Raw genomic sequence first — 14,793 nt, 5'->3', positions numbered from 1 at the left:
TGTTGTTCTTACACCTCTCCCCGCGAGGCGGGGAGAGGGAGGATGGACTTAACCCGCGACCTGCTTGATGCGGGCGATCAGTTCGTCGACCGCCTTGTCGACCGGAACCTTCTCGCTGACCACCCGGTTCATCGCCTTGGCCCACACGTTCTCGTTGTTGAGGATCGTGAACTTCCAGTTCTTGGTGAAGTCGAACGGCGCGGTGCCGCCCTTGAACTGCGCGTACACCGCCTTGCGGTGCTTGTCAGCCTGCCAGAACGGGCTTTCCTGGCTTTCCTTGGTCACCGGGAACCAGCGGCCGAGCGCGCCCTCGATATAGGGGCGAACGTTATCCTCCTGGAGCAGGAAGCTGATGAACTGCTTGGCCTCGGCCTTGTTCTTGGCCGCGGTGAAGATCAAGCCGGTCTTCACGTCGGAGCGGTACTTGATCGTCGAGCCATCCGGCGCCTTGGGGAAGGACGCCGTGATGATGTCCTGCTCATAGGCCTTCTTGCCGGCATCGCGCTGCTCCTGGGTGAGCGCCTGGTTCTGCGAGTCCTCGTACCACTTCGCCGCGATCGAGATCGTGAAGTTGTGGGTCATCACGATGGTCTTGTTGTGGAAGGCGACGTTGTTGTCCGGATCCTTCCAGGTCGTGGAGGACGGCGGCGTGCAGCCCTTGATGTAGGTGTCGGTGTAGTCCTTCATCGCCTTGATCAGCCCGTCGCGGACCTTGGGATCATCGACCAGGAGCTTGCCGTCGTCGTCAACCAGCTTGACGTGATAGGCATCCATGAAGGTGTAGAACGACTGGAAGGCATCGGTGGATTCCACGCCCATCGGCTGGCCGACGGCATAGATGCGCTGACCGGTGGCCTTGCGGATCGCCGGCTGCACCTTGTCGCACCAGAACGACCAGTAGCCGGTCCAGTCGTTCGGAATGTCGCTCTGCTTGAAGCCGGCCTTCTCCAGCATGTCGTTCCAGATCTGGACGTGCATGCTCTGCTGCTTCAGCGGGAAGCCGTAATAGGCCTTCTTCTTGGCGACGTCGTTGTAGAGGATCGAGGCGTCAAGCGTGTTCTGCACGAACCGATCCTTGATCGGCTCCATGACGTCGGTGAGATCCTCGAGCTTGCCTTCATAGGCCCACTTGCCCTGTGCCTGCACGTCATAGGAATCGGAGTAGGCGACATCGGGCACGGTGCCGGCGTCGAGGGCGGCGACCGTCTTCGGAATCATGTCCTGGATCGCATACTGCGACAATTCGACCTTGATGCCGGTCTTGGCCTCGAATTTCTTGATCGTCTCGATCAGTGCGTCGTCTTCGGAGCGGTAGAAGCCCTTGCTCCACCAGACCGTAATCGTCTTCTGCTGCGCAAAGGCGGGTGCGGCGGCTGCAAACAGCCCGACCGCAGCGACCGCCAATGATACTGCGCCAATAACCTTGGATCTCACGTTTTTCTCCCTCAAACGGCCGGTGTTTTAACCGGTCGGATAAAACACTAGCGCATGGCGGAAGTCCGATCTAGCGCCATCTTGTCAGACCAATGTCGCGGGGACAGAGCCTCAGGGAGATGCTTAACGCGCGCATCGATCCAATCGCCGCATCAATTCGCGGCAATCAATTCGCCTTGTGCGTCGCGGCTCAGCCCGACCAAGCGCAGCGCCACGCGCCTACGAGCCTCTATTTCGAACGGCTTGACCGCGGCTTGCCTTGCCCGCGGGCTTGCGGAGGAGAACGCCATGCCTCGAGCAGCATCTTGAGGAATTGGCTGGCATGCGGAGAGAGTGTCGCCCCGCGCCTGCGCACGATGCCGATCGTCCGCGACACTTCCGGCTCGGTCAAGCGAATGGTGTGAATGATCGGATGGCCGGCGGCGGGTGTCGCCAGCCGTGGCAGCACGGCGATGCCGAGGCCCGCTTCGACGAGGCCGAGCGAGCCGGAGAGGTGAGCGACTTCGTAGGACCAGTTCAGCTGCAGGCCGTGTCGCGCCAGCGCATTGTCGATCAAGGCGCGATTGCCGCTGTTGCGGCCGACGGTGATGACCCGGTGCGGCACGATCTCCGGCCAGCTGACCTGTTTGCGCGATGCCAGCGGATGGTCATGGCGGCAGGCCAGCACGAAAGGATCCTCGACCAGCTTCTCGAATTCGATCTCGGCATGCGAGGCCCCGATGAAATTGATGCCGAAGTCGACCTCTCCGCGCGCGACCGCTTCCAATCCCTCGTTGGCACCGATGTCCAGGATGCGGACGCGAATGCGCGGATAGGCTTCGGCAAACCGGCCGATCGCGCGCGGCAGGAAGTAGAACACCGTTGTCGGCACCGCCGCCACCGAGACCAGGCCCGAGCTTCGCGCGCCGATATCCTGGATGGCGAGCACGGAAGTCTCGAACTCGTCGATCAGGCGCCGCACCTTTGGCAGGAAGTCGCGGCCGGTCATGGTGAGATTGACGTGGCGCGTCGACCGCTCCAGCAACGGAGCGCCGAGGCTTTCCTCCAGCTTCTGAATGCGGCGGCTCAGCGCTGGTTGAGACAGGTTGAGCGCCTTGGCGGTCCGGACAAAGCTTCCCGTTTCCGCGACGGTGATGAACGCCTTGAGGTCGAGCAGTTCTGCGTTCATGGCGAGCTCCTATTATACCGATATACGAAATAATACCTCAGATATTTGCATTTCACAAAAGAGTTCGGAGGGAGGATGTTCTGGGTCAGGCGAAGAGTTCGCCGAACGGAACAGCACCATGAACGATCAGATTGCCATTCCCTGTGTGGTCATGCGCGGTGGGACCTCGCGCGGGCCGTTTTTCCTGGCCCGCGACCTTCCGGTCGATCCGCAGCAGCGCGATGCGTTGCTGTTGTCGGTGATGGGAGGCGGGCACGATCTCGGCATCGACGGGATCGGCGGCGGCAATGCCGTCATCAACAAGGTGGCGATCGTCGGACCGGCATCGGTTCCAGGCGCCGATGTCGACTACCTGTTTGCCCAGGTCCGTGTCCGCGAAGGGGTCGTGGATACGTCGCCGAACTGCGGAAACATGCTGGCGGCGGTGGGGCCGTTCGCAATCGAAGCCGGCCTGGTCGCCGCGACAGCAGATATCACCCATGTGCGCATCCACAACGTCAACACCGGCAAGCTGATCGATGCGGCGGTCGCCACCCCCGGCGGGCGCGTGACTTACGAGGGCGAGGCGCGGATCGACGGCGTTCCGGGAACGGCCGCGCCCATCGAACTGTCGTTTCCGAACGCGGCCGGCGCACGCACCGGTCGCCTGCTGCCGACGGGACGGCCGGTCGACCGCATCGATGGGATCGACGTGAGCTGCATCGACGCGGCAATGCCTGTGATGCTGGTCCGCGCGGCGGACCTGGGCTGCACCGGCCGTGAGGCGCCTTCGGACTTCGCCGACAGCAGCTTTCGCGCGCGTCTCGAAACGCTGCGCATCGAGGCCGGGCGCCTGATGGGTCTTCCTGACGCCGCCAACATGGTGATCCCGAAGCCGGTTCTGATTGCACCGGCAAGCGGGGCGACGTTGAACGTCAGGTACTTCATGCCGCATGACTGCCATAGCGCGCTGGCGGTGACCGGCGCCGTCGCGATTGCGACGGCGTGCCTCACGCCCGGAACGATCGCCGCGGAGATGGTCGGACCGCTGACGGCGCCGGTGCCGATCACGCTCGCCCATCCCTCCGGCCAGCTCCTGGTCCGGCTGGAGCCCGGGCCGGTCGCCCGGGTGCAGCGGACGGCCCGCCGGATCTTCGAGGGCCAGATCTTCGCTCGCCGGTCGCACGTGCCTCATGCGGTCCTGGCGGCCTGAGGGCCACCGCTTTTGCAGCCATCAAGAAAAAATCAGAGCCATGGGAGAAGCGATCATGCACAAGGAAGCGCGGATTGGATACGAGGTCATCGAGGCGCGGAAGCCGTTCTACCGGATCCTCTACGTCCAGGTCCTGATCGGCGTCATGCTCGGCGTCCTCACGGGCCACTTCTGGCCTGAATTCGGCGCCGCGCTGAAGCCTTTCGGCGACGGCTTCGTCAAGCTGGTCAAGATGATGATCGCACCGATCGTGTTCTGCACCATCGTGAGCGGCATCAACAGCATCAGCGATTCCCGCGAGGTCGGCCGCACGCTGGTGAAGTCCATGGCGCTGTTCTATCTGCTGACCGTGCTCGCGCTGCTGGCCGGGCTGATGGCCGTCTCGTTGATCCAGCCGGGCGCGGGCATGCATGTTTCAGTCGCGACGTTGGATCCGTCGGTGGCTGCGAAATTCACCAAGCAGGCAGCTACGACCGGCTTTGCGGACTTCATGCTGCACATCATCCCGCATTCGTTCTTTGGCGCGTTTGCGGACGGCGAGGTGCTGCCGGTCCTTCTGGTCTCCATCCTGATCGCTTTTGGTCTCAGCCGTGCCGGCGACCAAGGTGTCGCGGTGACAAAGGCGGTCGCCTCGTTCTCGCACGTGCTGTTCGTGTCCTTCGGCTTCATCATGAAGCTCGCGCCGCTCGGAGCCTTCGGCGCCATGGCGTTCACGGTCGGCCGCTACGGTGTCCGTTCGATCGGCTCCCTCGGACTGCTGATCCTGACCTTCTATATCGCCTGTTCCGTCTTCGTGGTCGTCGTGCTCGGGACGCTGGCGCGGCTGAACGGCTTCAGCCTGTGGAAGACCATCCGATATTTCAGGGAAGAATTGCTGATCGTGCTCGGCACGTCCTCGTCGGAGCCGGCGCTGCCTGGCGCGCTGCGCAAGCTGGAGCAACTCGGATGCCGGAAAGGCGTGTCGGGGCTCGTGCTGCCGATGGGCTATTCCTTCAATCTGGACGGCAGTGCCATCTATCTCACCCTGTCGTCCATCTTCATCGCGCAGGCCTGCGATATCAACCTGTCGTGGGGGCAGATCGCGGCGATGCTCGGACTGATGCTGCTGACGTCCAAAGGGGCGGCAGGCGTCACCGGCAGCGGCTTCGTCGCACTCGTCGCGACCCTCACCGTCATGCCGGATCTGCCGGTGACCGCCGTGGCGCTGCTGGTCGGCATCGACCGCTTCATGTCGGAAGCGCGGGCCCTGACCAGCATGATCAGCAACTGCGTCGCGGCGATCACTGTTTCCCTGTGGGAGAATGCCTGTGACCGCGAAGTGCTGGCCCGTGAACTCGGGCAGAGCGGCGCTCTGCAAGCCCCGGCCGGCGCGGGGATCCGCGAGGCGACGGTAGCCGAGGACAAGAGCTGGATCGCGACGACGCGATCGGCTGCCTGACGGAAACCAGCCGCTCGCCGCGTTCAACCCGGCAAGTCGCGCCTGAAGTTAAGGAGACGACCGAACGGAGAGAGCGGCATCGATCGCGCTAGTTGGATTTGGCGTTCTCTTTGGCGTTCTCCGCCGTCGGCGATCCCTCAGGCTCTTGCCGCTTTCCGCCGGTGATGCGCTGCTTCAAGAGGTCGAGGAAAGGAGACGCGGCGGGCGAGTGGCGGATCAGGGCCTCGGGGTCGGGGAAGATCAGCGGATCGTCCCAGGGACCCTGCACCATGAAGGGCAATTGAAAGCCGGAGGCCGTGTTGAGGCTGGCGACACCCTTCATGTCGTATTCGCGCGTCGGCACCGACGCGGTGCCGGTCAGCGTGATCTTCGCCGAAGGCCCCTCGATGCGGATGTCCTCGGCGGTGGCGATCCCGTCGGCGAATTTCACCGCAATGGTGAGGTTGTCGTAGGGCGTCGAGCCGTTCCGGAAATTGCCGCCGCCGGACAGCGGGCGGCGCTCGAGCCGCTTCAGGAGCTGCTCGGCATTGAAGCCCGAGATCGCGCCGTCGTGCCCGGTCACCGTGGCGGTACCGTCGAGCGACTGCATCAGACCGAACGGGCTCGAGCCGGAGGCGACGAGAGACACGTTGATGTTGCCGCGGCCGGACAGCTTGCTGAGGCCGAACAGTTCGGTGGCACAGGCCTGGAGGTCGACGTCGGTGAACTGGAATTGCGCCTTGATGTCGGCGACGGTGTCGGCGCGCGAGATGCCGAACGAACCCTTGGCGATACCGCCATAGACCTGCGCCTCGCCGACCGAGAGCGCCAGCGTGCCGTTGCGCAGATTGGCGCCGATCGCGGTGCGGCCGAGTTTGGTCGGGCCGACCGTCAGCTTGGCTGCCGACAGGCGCATGTCGAGGTCGGTGGTCGAGAGGCCGTTGAGGTCGAACAGCTGCCTGTTCCAGTCGCGCGCCCCGCTCGCGAGCAGGCGGAAGGTCGAGATGTAAGGCGTGAAGTCGAGCGCGTCGGCGGCGAGCGTCGCCTGCAAGGTCTGCCGGCCGTTGTTGGCATAGGTCATCACGCCCTCGGCGGCGTTGCCGTCGAGCTCGACATTGACGTTGGTGAGTGCGATCGAGGCGCCGACGACGTTGGCGCGCGCCTTCAGCGTGAACCGGCCGAAGCCGCCGCTGCCGGGCTGCGGCTGCCCGGTCCAGCGCAGCGCGTTGCGCAAGGACGGGCTATCGATGGTGAGGGTGCCTTCCATCATCGGGCTGGTGCGGTTGGCGACGCTGCCGTCGAAGGCGAGCTTGAGCGGCGCGCTCGCGATCCGCGCCTTCAGCCCGGAACGGTCGCCGGAGAGGGCGGCGACGAAATCGGCAAAGCTGATGGAGCCGTCGACGCGCTCGCCGCGCCAGTCGAATTGCCCGGTCGCAGCGAAGGAGCGCGAGATGGAGGGCCAGGCCAGCGACAGATCGATGTCCTCGAACTTCTCGGTCGCGTGCGTTGCCATGTCTTCGTAATTGAGCACGCCGTCCTGGATCCTGATTTCCGAGAACGAGACCTGGTTGTCGGCGCCGGGCTTCATCGTGCGTGCGATGGTCTGGATGAAGGGAGTCCAGTTGCTCTCGCCATCCGGCTTCAGGCTGACATGGATGTGAGGCCGCAGCAGCGTCAGGTCGGCGATCTCGAATCGTTGCAGCAACAGCGGCAGCAGGCGGAGATTGGCGGTGAGTACGTCGACATGGAGCGCGGGGTCGGCCGTGCCGCCGCCCTTGAGGCCGACGTCATGGAAGGAGATGTAGCTCGCCGGCAGCACGGAAATGTCGATGCTGCCTGCCACACTGAGCTCGAGCCCGGTGACGTCGCGGATCTGCGCTTCCACGGCCTTGCGCAGCGCGTCGCGGTTGATGAGCCAGGAGGTCGCGATCAAGGCGATCAGCGCAACGCCGAGCAGCGCCGCGATCGGCGTGCCGAGGCGCTTCATTCCTTGGGCCATGGTCAATGGCATGTCCTGATCGAGTTGGTCGCTGGAGCCAAATGGGCGGGGCGGGAAACCTGAGCGCCCCCACGCCCAACCCCTGCAACTTGATGGGTTTTCTTGTCGCTTTCAAGGCCGCGGACGGGTCTGCCCACGGTGTGGGCAGCTTCTAGCACCGGGCCGCGATGCGGAGAACCCCGTATCATTGACGGCTTCGGACGATTTCGCCTAATAATCGCCGCCAATAGGGCGCGACGCCTGCAAGCCGAAGGTTTCCTGCATGAATAAGGTCTATCCCGACGCGAAGTCGGCCCTCGACGGTATTCTGAAAGACAATATGATGATCATGTCGGGCGGCTTCGGCCTCTGCGGCATCGCCGAGGAGCTGTCGGACGCGATCCGCGAGTCCGGCGTGAAGGGGCTGACGGTCGTCTCCAACAATGCGGGCGTCGACGGCATCGGTCTCAGCCGCCTCTTGGAAACCCGGCAGATCAAGAAGATGATCTCGTCCTATGTCGGCGAGAACAAGCTGTTCGCCCAGCAATTCCTCGCCGGCGAGCTGGAGCTCGAGTTCAATCCGCAGGGCACGCTGGCCGAGCGCATCCGCGCCGGCGGCGCCGGCATTCCGGCCTTCTACACCAAGACCGGCGTCGGCACGCTGATCGCCGAAGGCAAGGAAGTGAAGGAGTTCGACGGCGAGAAGTATCTGATGGAGCGCGGCCTGTTCGCCGACCTCGCCATCGTGCACGCCTGGATGGGCGACACCGCCGGCAACCTCATCTACCGCAAGACCGCGCGCAACTTTAACCCGATGATGGCGACCGCGGCCAGGATCACGGTCGCCGAGGTCGAGCATCTGGTTCCGGCGGGCCAGCTCAATCCCGATCACATCCACACCCCCGGTATCTTCGTGAAGCGCATCGTCGAGGTCGGCACGGCCAAGAAGCGTATCGAGTTCCGCAACACCCGGCCGCGTCCCTCTGCGGCTGCAACGGGAGAAGAAGTCTGATGGCCTGGACCCGCGAACAGATGGCGGCGCGTGCCGCCAAGGAGCTGCGCGACGGCTACTACGTCAATCTCGGCATCGGCATCCCGACGCTGGTCTCGAACTACATCCCCGACGGCATGGATGTCTCCCTGCAGAGCGAGAACGGCATGCTCGGCATGGGCCCGTTCCCGTATGAGGACGAGGTCGATCCGGATCTCATCAACGCCGGCAAGCAGACCGTCAGCGAGCTGCCCTCGACCTCCTATTTCTCCAGCGCGGATTCCTTCGGCATGATCCGCGGAGGCCACATGGACCTGTCGATCCTGGGCGCCATGCAGGTGGCCCAGAACGGCGATCTCGCCAACTGGATGATCCCCGGCAAGATGGTCAAGGGCATGGGCGGCGCGATGGATCTCGTCGCCGGCGTCAAGCGCGTCATCGTGGTGATGGAGCACTCCGCCAAGGACGGCGCCAAGCTGCTGAAGAAGTGCAATCTGCCGCTGACCGGCGAGCGCGTCGTCGACATGGTGGTGACCGATCTTGCCGTCTTCACCATCGACAAGCACGGCAGCGGCGGCATGGCCCTGATCGAGCTCGCCGACGGCGTCACGCTCGACGAGGTCAAGGCCAAGACCGAGGCCGAATTCCGCGTCGCGCTGAAGAACACGTAAGGTCTTCGCCAAGGGGGCGCGCATGACGATCCGGTCTGCGCGTCCCGAAGACGCCGATTTCATCGCCGGAATCATCCTGTCATCGATGCGCGGCTATCGCTCGCGCGGCTGGTTCGACGTCGCGCTCGGCTGGCCTGAAGCGCGGTGCCTCGATTTCATTGCGCGCGTTGCGACGGCACGCGCGGTGTCGATGTGGCATGTCTCGCAGTTCCTGGTCGCGGAGATTGACGGGAAACCGGCAGCGGCGCTCTGCGCCGTGCCTGCGGCGAACACCGGCCTTTTGGCCTGGCGCGCGATCGAGGAGGTCGGTTTCGCGACAGGGCTCGCCGCGGCGGAACTGGACGCCATCCGACAGCGCGGTGCCTACACGCGAGCCTGCTGGGTTCAGGGCGGCGAGGGCGACTGGATGATCGAGCATGTCGCCACCGATCCGGCCTATCGCGGCCGTGGTCTCGTGCAGGCCTTGATCGCACACGCGCTGGAGAAGGGGCGGGCGGCCGGATTTGCCCGCGCGACGATCTCGTTCCTGATCGGCAACGAGCCCGCCGAGCGCGCCTATGCCAAGGCGGGCTTCGCGTTTGCCGAAGAGAAGCGCGATCCCGCCTTCGAGTCGATCATCGGCGCGCCGGGCTTTCGCATGTTCGCGCGGACGATGTGATTGCGCCGCGCCTCGATTGGAAGCGATCCGGCGACGACGTGGCCTACGACCGCGCCGCCCAGACCTTGCTCCACCGTGCCGACACGCTCGCCATCCAGGTCCTCTCCTCCCGCACCAGGCGGAAGCCGAGATTGGCGGGCGGCACGCCCTGTGCGCAGCCGCCGGCGCGGGCGTCGCGAATGAAGTCGGTGACATAGGCGCGGTGGGCGCCCTCGGCGACACGCACGCCGCAATTCACCGTCGGTCGGCCGGCATTGCCTGACGCATCGAGGTGCGAGCGTACGAAGCAGGTCGAGGTCCACTCCCAGACATTGCCGGCGAGATCGGAGACGCCGCGCTCGTTCAGGCCGAACTTGCCGAACGGATAGGCCCTGGTGTCGGAGGAGCCGCGCTCGGATTCGCGCTCATAGCGGCTGATCCAGCGCTTCGAGGGATCGCTTTGATCGACCGGCACGCCGTCATCCCTGAACCTGGCGCCCGCGGCGAACGCCCATTCCTCATCGCTCGGCAGGCGATAATGCTTACCCGTCTTGCGCGACAGCCAGACCGCATAGGCTTCCGCATCGTGCCAGTTCACCTGCACGACGGGGCGGTCGGGCGCGATCACGACGTCCTTGTCCAGCGCGCGGCAGGCGCCATCCTCCACGCAAAGCTGATAGTCGGCGGAAGAGACCTGCTCTCGCATGATGTGAAGCGGTCTGTCGAATTGCAATGTACGCAGCGGCGCTTCGGCCTGCTCCCCGCCGCGGGTGAAATCCCCGGCCTCGCGATATGCGAAGCTGCCGGCGGCGATCTCGACGATCGCGGGCTCGCTTTGTGTGCCGTGAGCCGTCATCTCGGAAACCAGCGGCGCAACGGCGAGCGGTCCGGCGAATCCGGCCGCGCAGGCGAGCACCAGTTTAAGCTTGAATGCGATCAGCATGGTCGCCCCCGGAAGGAAGAAGGGGCCGGCTGTTGCCGGCCCCGCGTCGCGTCTAGTTGGTGGTACCGGGCGGGATTTCCGCAGGCGCCTTCACCTGGGTCATCAGATCGTCGTTCCACTTGCCTTCGACCTTGAAGTGCGCGGTGGCACCGAGATCGGCCGCCTCGATCAGATTATGCGTGACATAGGCGTAGATGCCGGGTTGCAGGAACTTGTACATCGCCGCTCCCGCCGAGCCGCCGCGGATGAACCAGGTCTCGAGCCCGGTCTCGGGCGGATTGGAGAACTTGCCCGTTTCCCAGACATAGTCGCCATGGCCGCCGATCAGATGCGGACGGCTGTCGCGGTTGGCCTGAGAATGTACGATCAGCACGTTCTCGCCGACATTGGCGATCAGCGCGTTCTTGCCGGTGAGTGCGCCGACCTTGCCGTTGAACACGACATGGGTGGGGATCAGCTTCTTCATCACCTCTTCGGTGTCGGTGAAGGCTTCACCCGGCGAGTCGTAGGACTTGAAATTGCCCTTCTCGTCGCGCGGCACGTACATGTCCTGCTCGCCGATATAGTAGATCTTGTCGTATTTCAGGGCGTGGCCCTTGCCGTCGTTGAGGCCGTCGCGCGGCAGCACCATCACCGCGCCGTTCATGCCGGAGACGACATGCCAGGGGATCATCGGGCCGCCCGGGGCGCAGTGGTAGACGAACACGCCGGTCCGCGTCGCCTTCCAGCGCAGCACGACCTGCTCGCCGGGATTGATCAGGGTGAGGGCGGCGCCGCCGAGTGCACCGGTTGCGGAATGGAAGTCGATGTTGTGCGCCATCGTGTTGCTCGCGGGATTGACCAGCGTCACTTCGACGTAGTCGCCCTCATGCGCGACCATCAGCGGACCCGGCATCGAGCCGTTGAAGGTCATGGCCTGGAACGTGGTGCCCTTCTCGTCGATCACGACCTTCTTCTCCTGGATCGTGAGCGTGAACTCGAGGATCTTGGGACCCTGCTTGGTCGCCTGCTCGTGCGCATGCACGAAGGGCGGTGCGACCAGTTCGATCTTCTGGCGCGGCAGCTTGAGATCCTCGGCCGCGAAGGCGGGGGCTGCCAGCATCAGGGCGGTCGCGGCGGCGCTGATCAATGCGGCTCTGCGGGTGAACATCGGAAGCATCCTTCATGTGAAAGGGTTTTGATGACGGATGCAGTGTGCTCCTGTTGTGGCAAGAGTGTTTGCGCTGCGACAAGCTTTCGCCGGATTCGCCTCCGGTACAATCCTTAAGAGCGTTGCCGAAGGACAGGCAAAGGGCGCGGCCGCAGATCACGCGACACACTTCGCATCATTGGCCGCGTCAGCGGCAACTCATTCGCATGTTCAGTGTGTTCGATTGCGAATATCGGATGCGTCGATCAGAGAAGCTCGATCGCGATCCGGACCGTGCCCCAGACCGCGAGCGCGACCACGGCGAGCACCGCGATCACGATGGCCATCATGCGTATGTGATGGCCTCCGCTGGCGGCCGGCGTGACGGGCACGGGACGAAAATCGTCGAAGCGCGGGATATGGCCGCGAATACCGGCAAGCCAGAGAACGAGATCGAGCGCGAGCGACGCCATGGCCTGTCTCCCAAAGGGTAATGATCGTTATCATGGTCTCAATCCGGTGCTCTGACTTTGAGCGAGCGCAAGGTGATCCCCGCGAAAGCGGGTAATCTAATGCCATCCGGAGCTTGCCGTGACTGCAAGCGAATGAATTTACGAATGGATAAGCTATGAGGACTGATCTCGCTGCGAGCTACGGCGAAGAAAGATTGCCGCGCTACACGAGCTATCCGACCGCGCCGCATTTTTCGGCCGCGATCGGTGCCGATACCTATGCACGCTGGCTGGCCGAGCTTCCCTCCAACGCCAGCGCGTCCCTCTATCTTCACGTGCCGTTCTGCCGCGAGATGTGCTGGTATTGCGGCTGCCATACCCAGATCGTGCGTCGCGATGGTCTGATTGCAGCCTATCAGCGCACGCTGCGGAGCGAAATTGCGCAGGTCGCCGACACCATTGGCCGCCGCATCAAGGTCGAGCACATCCATTTCGGCGGCGGCACGCCGACGATCATGGCACCGGATGCCTTTGCCGAGTTGATGGCGGAGATGCGCCATGCTTTCTTCGTGCTGCCCTCGGCCGAGATCGCGGTCGAGATCGACCCGCGCACATTGACCGCGGAGATGGTGGAGGCGATGCGGCTCTCCGGCGTCAACCGCGCCAGTCTCGGCGTGCAGAGCTTCGATCCGGTCGTGCAGCGTGCCATCAACCGCGTGCAGAGTTACGAGCAGACCGCTTCCGTCGTCGACATGCTCAGGCAGGCCGGAATCCAGGGACTCAATTTCGACCTGATCTATGGCCTGCCGCACCAGACCATCGCATCCTGCCTGGATACGGTGCGGCGTTCGCTCGCGCTCGCGCCGGCTCGTTTCTCGGTGTTCGGCTACGCGCATGTGCCTGATTTCAAGAAGCACCAGCGCATGATCAACGAGAGCCATCTGCCTGACGGTCCTGCGCGTCACGACCAGGCCTGCGCCATCGCCAACGCGCTGAAGGAGGCCGGCTATGTGCAGATCGGCCTCGACCATTTCGCCCGCCCCGATGATGCCATGGCCGTGGCCTTCGAGCAGGGGACGCTGCGGCGAAATTTCCAGGGCTACACCACCGACCAAAGTGAGGTGCTGCTCGGCTTCGGTGCCAGCGCAATCGGACATCTGCCGCAAGGCTATGTCCAGAACGAGGTGCAGATCGGTGCTTATCAGCACAGCATCGCGGATGGCCGCCTCGCCACGGCGAAAGGCTACAGGCTCACTGAAGACGACCGGTTGCGCGCCGACATCATCGAACGGATCATGTGCGAGTTCGGCGCCGATCTCGCCGACATCTGCGCGCGACATGGCACTGAGCCGGAGGCGATGTTGCAGTCTGCGCCACGCCTGAAGTCGCTGATCTCCGACGGCGTGGTGCGGCTGGATGGCAGCCATATCGCGGTTGCGAACGACTCGCGCTTCCTCGTCCGCAGCGTTGCTGCCGCTTTCGATGCGCATCTGGATCCGGGCAAGCAACTGCACAGCCGGGCTGTGTAAAGGTTCGCCGTCATTCCGGGCTCGCGCTACGCTCGCTGCGGAATGACGGCAGAGAAGCAACCGCCAGCTTGCGCTTCCACAAAGAAACTATGATCCCCTCCGCTATCGTCATTTCGGAACGGAGTTGTCCATGCCTTTCCGATCTGACGATTTGGTCGATGACATCATGCGTATGGCGCCGCACACGATCCGCGTGTTCCTCGCCTTCAAGATGGCCTGTGTTGGCTGTCCGATCGCGACCTTCCACACCGTGGATGACGCCTGCCGCGAGCATGGCATCGACCGTGACAAATTCCTGGCCGCGCTGAGCGATTGCGTGCCGGCGTGAGGCGGATCGGAGTCTGCGCGGAGGGCGCGCGGATTCCAGGGTGAGGGAGAGCTTTCGCCGCAAGCGAGAGTGCCCTCACCCGTTTCTTCAGGCCGCCCCGCTATCCGGGTTTCGCTCTGCCAGCACGACGATCCGGTGCGGCTCGCGCAGGATGATGCGTTGCCGGCCGCTCTCGACAAGTCCCTGGCTCTCCCAGCCGCTGAGGATGCGGCTCACGGTGTGCAGCGTGGTGCCTGTCATCTGCGCAATGTCCTGGCGGCTGATCGGGAAGTCGATCTCGACACCGTGGTCGAGCTTCTTGCCGGATTGGTTGGCGAGCCGCAGCAATGCGTGTGCGACGCGCTGCTCGACCTGCTGGGTCGACATTTCCAGGATGCGGGTATGGCTTTCCTGCAGTCGCTTGCCCACGGTCTGCATCGTGTTGGCGGCAAGCGCGGGAAACCGTTCGATCAGCCGCGGCCAGGCGGAGGTCGGCCAGATCAGCACCACGCTGTCGTCGACCGCCATCGCGGTCGCGGGATAATGGGCGGAGCCAATCGCCATCGCGAGCCCGAAAGTCTCTCCGGGCGCCACGTAGCGCACCACGATCTGCTCCCCGGTCGGCGTGGTCTTGGCCGCGCGGACATGGCCGTGCAGCAGCAGGAAGAAGGACTGCGCGTCCGCGCCCTGCTCGAAAATGGCGGTGTTCTTGGGATAGCGCGCCGAGCGGGCCTCGCGCAGGATCTCGTCGAGTTCCTCCGGCTTGACGCCGGCGAACAGCGGCAAATGTGCAACCAGCGATGTGTCGACCTTGGCCATTCTGCCTCCTCAGGCTTGGGAGTGTGATGGCACCTGCAATCGTCGGACAGTTTGCGATAGCGCAAAACGGGCTGGCCGTGCGGCAGTATTTTTCCAGACAACCGTTTGAATTCACAGGAGTTGCCC

At 64.1% G+C, this 14,793-nt stretch carries 14 protein-coding genes; 7 read left to right on the top strand and 7 right to left on the bottom strand.

Features of this window, described 5'->3' with window-relative positions:
• Positions 1–48: 48 nt before the first annotated feature.
• Positions 49–1,434, bottom strand: a complete 1,386-nt coding sequence (locus tag IF809_RS05615; protein ID WP_128964257.1) for an ABC transporter substrate-binding protein — start codon at positions 1,432–1,434, stop codon at positions 49–51.
• A gap of 229 nt (positions 1,435–1,663) precedes the next feature.
• Positions 1,664–2,602, bottom strand: a complete 939-nt coding sequence (locus IF809_RS05610; RefSeq protein ID WP_462837049.1) for a LysR substrate-binding domain-containing protein — start codon at positions 2,600–2,602, stop codon at positions 1,664–1,666.
• A 118-nt stretch (positions 2,603–2,720) separates the two neighbouring features.
• On the opposite strand from IF809_RS05610, the gene IF809_RS05605 reads away from it, so the two are divergent.
• Complete coding sequence (locus tag IF809_RS05605) at positions 2,721–3,794, top strand: 4-oxalomesaconate tautomerase (protein WP_462837048.1); 1,074 nt, start codon at positions 2,721–2,723, stop codon at positions 3,792–3,794.
• Between the two features lie 55 nt (positions 3,795–3,849).
• Positions 3,850–5,232: a C4-dicarboxylate transporter DctA gene (gene dctA, locus IF809_RS05600; protein WP_462837047.1), complete on the top strand. Its 1,383-nt coding sequence runs from the start codon at positions 3,850–3,852 to the stop codon at positions 5,230–5,232.
• Positions 5,233–5,320: 88 nt separating this feature from the next.
• Here the strand turns inward: dctA and IF809_RS05595 are convergent, their stop codons facing one another.
• Positions 5,321–7,210, bottom strand: coding sequence for an AsmA family protein (locus tag IF809_RS05595; protein ID WP_164938979.1), 1,890 nt, complete (start codon positions 7,208–7,210; stop codon positions 5,321–5,323).
• A 262-nt stretch (positions 7,211–7,472) separates the two neighbouring features.
• Here IF809_RS05595 and IF809_RS05590 point away from each other — a divergent pair, with 262 nt between their 5' ends.
• The 3 genes from IF809_RS05590 to IF809_RS05580 are packed head-to-tail and all read left to right on the top strand — an operon-like array spanning position 7,473 to position 9,509.
• Entirely contained in the window at positions 7,473–8,201 is a 729-nt protein-coding gene (locus IF809_RS05590) for a CoA transferase subunit A (RefSeq protein WP_128964262.1), read from the top strand.
• Positions 8,201–8,851, top strand: coding sequence for a CoA transferase subunit B (locus IF809_RS05585; RefSeq protein ID WP_092302797.1), 651 nt, complete (start codon positions 8,201–8,203; stop codon positions 8,849–8,851). Before IF809_RS05590 ends, IF809_RS05585 begins: the two co-directional genes overlap by 1 nt.
• Positions 8,852–8,873: 22 nt before the next feature.
• Positions 8,874–9,509, top strand: a complete 636-nt coding sequence (locus IF809_RS05580) for a GNAT family N-acetyltransferase (protein WP_128964263.1) — start codon at positions 8,874–8,876, stop codon at positions 9,507–9,509.
• A 43-nt stretch (positions 9,510–9,552) separates the two neighbouring features.
• Here the strand turns inward: IF809_RS05580 and IF809_RS05575 are convergent, their stop codons facing one another.
• The 3 genes from IF809_RS05575 to IF809_RS05565 all read right to left on the bottom strand — a co-directional run bounded on the left by IF809_RS05575 (position 9,553) and on the right by IF809_RS05565 (position 12,033).
• Entirely contained in the window at positions 9,553–10,431 is an 879-nt protein-coding gene (locus IF809_RS05575) for an SUMF1/EgtB/PvdO family nonheme iron enzyme (protein WP_128964264.1), read from the bottom strand.
• A 52-nt stretch (positions 10,432–10,483) separates the two neighbouring features.
• Positions 10,484–11,581 (bottom strand): copper-containing nitrite reductase, encoded by a 1,098-nt coding sequence (gene nirK / locus IF809_RS05570; protein WP_462837046.1) that lies wholly within the window; start codon positions 11,579–11,581, stop codon positions 10,484–10,486.
• A 245-nt stretch (positions 11,582–11,826) separates the two neighbouring features.
• Positions 11,827–12,033, bottom strand: a complete 207-nt coding sequence (locus IF809_RS05565; protein ID WP_462837045.1) for a hypothetical protein — start codon at positions 12,031–12,033, stop codon at positions 11,827–11,829.
• Between the two features lie 155 nt (positions 12,034–12,188).
• Between IF809_RS05565 and hemN the strand changes: the two genes are divergently transcribed.
• On the top strand, positions 12,189–13,541 hold the full coding sequence (gene hemN, locus IF809_RS05560; RefSeq protein WP_128964267.1) for an oxygen-independent coproporphyrinogen III oxidase: 1,353 nt from the start codon (positions 12,189–12,191) through the stop codon (positions 13,539–13,541).
• 130 nt (positions 13,542–13,671) lie between these two features.
• Positions 13,672–13,869, top strand: coding sequence for a DUF1858 domain-containing protein (locus IF809_RS05555; RefSeq protein WP_128964268.1), 198 nt, complete (start codon positions 13,672–13,674; stop codon positions 13,867–13,869).
• Positions 13,870–13,956: 87 nt separating this feature from the next.
• Here IF809_RS05555 and IF809_RS05550 read toward each other — a convergent pair whose 3' ends face one another.
• Positions 13,957–14,667: a Crp/Fnr family transcriptional regulator gene (locus IF809_RS05550; RefSeq protein WP_128964269.1), complete on the bottom strand. Its 711-nt coding sequence runs from the start codon at positions 14,665–14,667 to the stop codon at positions 13,957–13,959.
• Positions 14,668–14,793: the final 126 nt, after the last annotated feature.

Source organism: Bradyrhizobium sp. UFLA06-24 (genome assembly GCF_054967145.1).
The sequence above is the reverse complement of the archived record's forward strand: the minus strand, read 5'-3'. Positions and strand labels throughout refer to the sequence as shown.

What these genes read in the sequence shown, in the direction of transcription:
- IF809_RS05610 (WP_462837049.1), bottom strand. Translation starts at nt 2,602, where the DNA reads ATGAACGCAGAACTGCTCGACCTCAAGGCGTTCATCACCGTCGCGGAA.
- IF809_RS05605 (WP_462837048.1), top strand. Translation starts at nt 2,721, where the DNA reads ATGAACGATCAGATTGCCATTCCCTGTGTGGTCATGCGCGGTGGGACC.
- dctA (WP_462837047.1), top strand. Translation starts at nt 3,850, where the DNA reads ATGCACAAGGAAGCGCGGATTGGATACGAGGTCATCGAGGCGCGGAAG.
- IF809_RS05595 (WP_164938979.1), bottom strand. Translation starts at nt 7,210, where the DNA reads ATGGCCCAAGGAATGAAGCGCCTCGGCACGCCGATCGCGGCGCTGCTC.
- IF809_RS05590 (WP_128964262.1), top strand. Translation starts at nt 7,473, where the DNA reads ATGAATAAGGTCTATCCCGACGCGAAGTCGGCCCTCGACGGTATTCTG.
- IF809_RS05585 (WP_092302797.1), top strand. Translation starts at nt 8,201, where the DNA reads ATGGCCTGGACCCGCGAACAGATGGCGGCGCGTGCCGCCAAGGAGCTG.
- IF809_RS05580 (WP_128964263.1), top strand. Translation starts at nt 8,874, where the DNA reads ATGACGATCCGGTCTGCGCGTCCCGAAGACGCCGATTTCATCGCCGGA.
- IF809_RS05575 (WP_128964264.1), bottom strand. Translation starts at nt 10,431, where the DNA reads ATGCTGATCGCATTCAAGCTTAAACTGGTGCTCGCCTGCGCGGCCGGA.
- nirK (WP_462837046.1), bottom strand. Translation starts at nt 11,581, where the DNA reads ATGTTCACCCGCAGAGCCGCATTGATCAGCGCCGCCGCGACCGCCCTG.
- IF809_RS05565 (WP_462837045.1), bottom strand. Translation starts at nt 12,033, where the DNA reads ATGGCGTCGCTCGCGCTCGATCTCGTTCTCTGGCTTGCCGGTATTCGC.
- hemN (WP_128964267.1), top strand. Translation starts at nt 12,189, where the DNA reads ATGAGGACTGATCTCGCTGCGAGCTACGGCGAAGAAAGATTGCCGCGC.
- IF809_RS05555 (WP_128964268.1), top strand. Translation starts at nt 13,672, where the DNA reads ATGCCTTTCCGATCTGACGATTTGGTCGATGACATCATGCGTATGGCG.
- IF809_RS05550 (WP_128964269.1), bottom strand. Translation starts at nt 14,667, where the DNA reads ATGGCCAAGGTCGACACATCGCTGGTTGCACATTTGCCGCTGTTCGCC.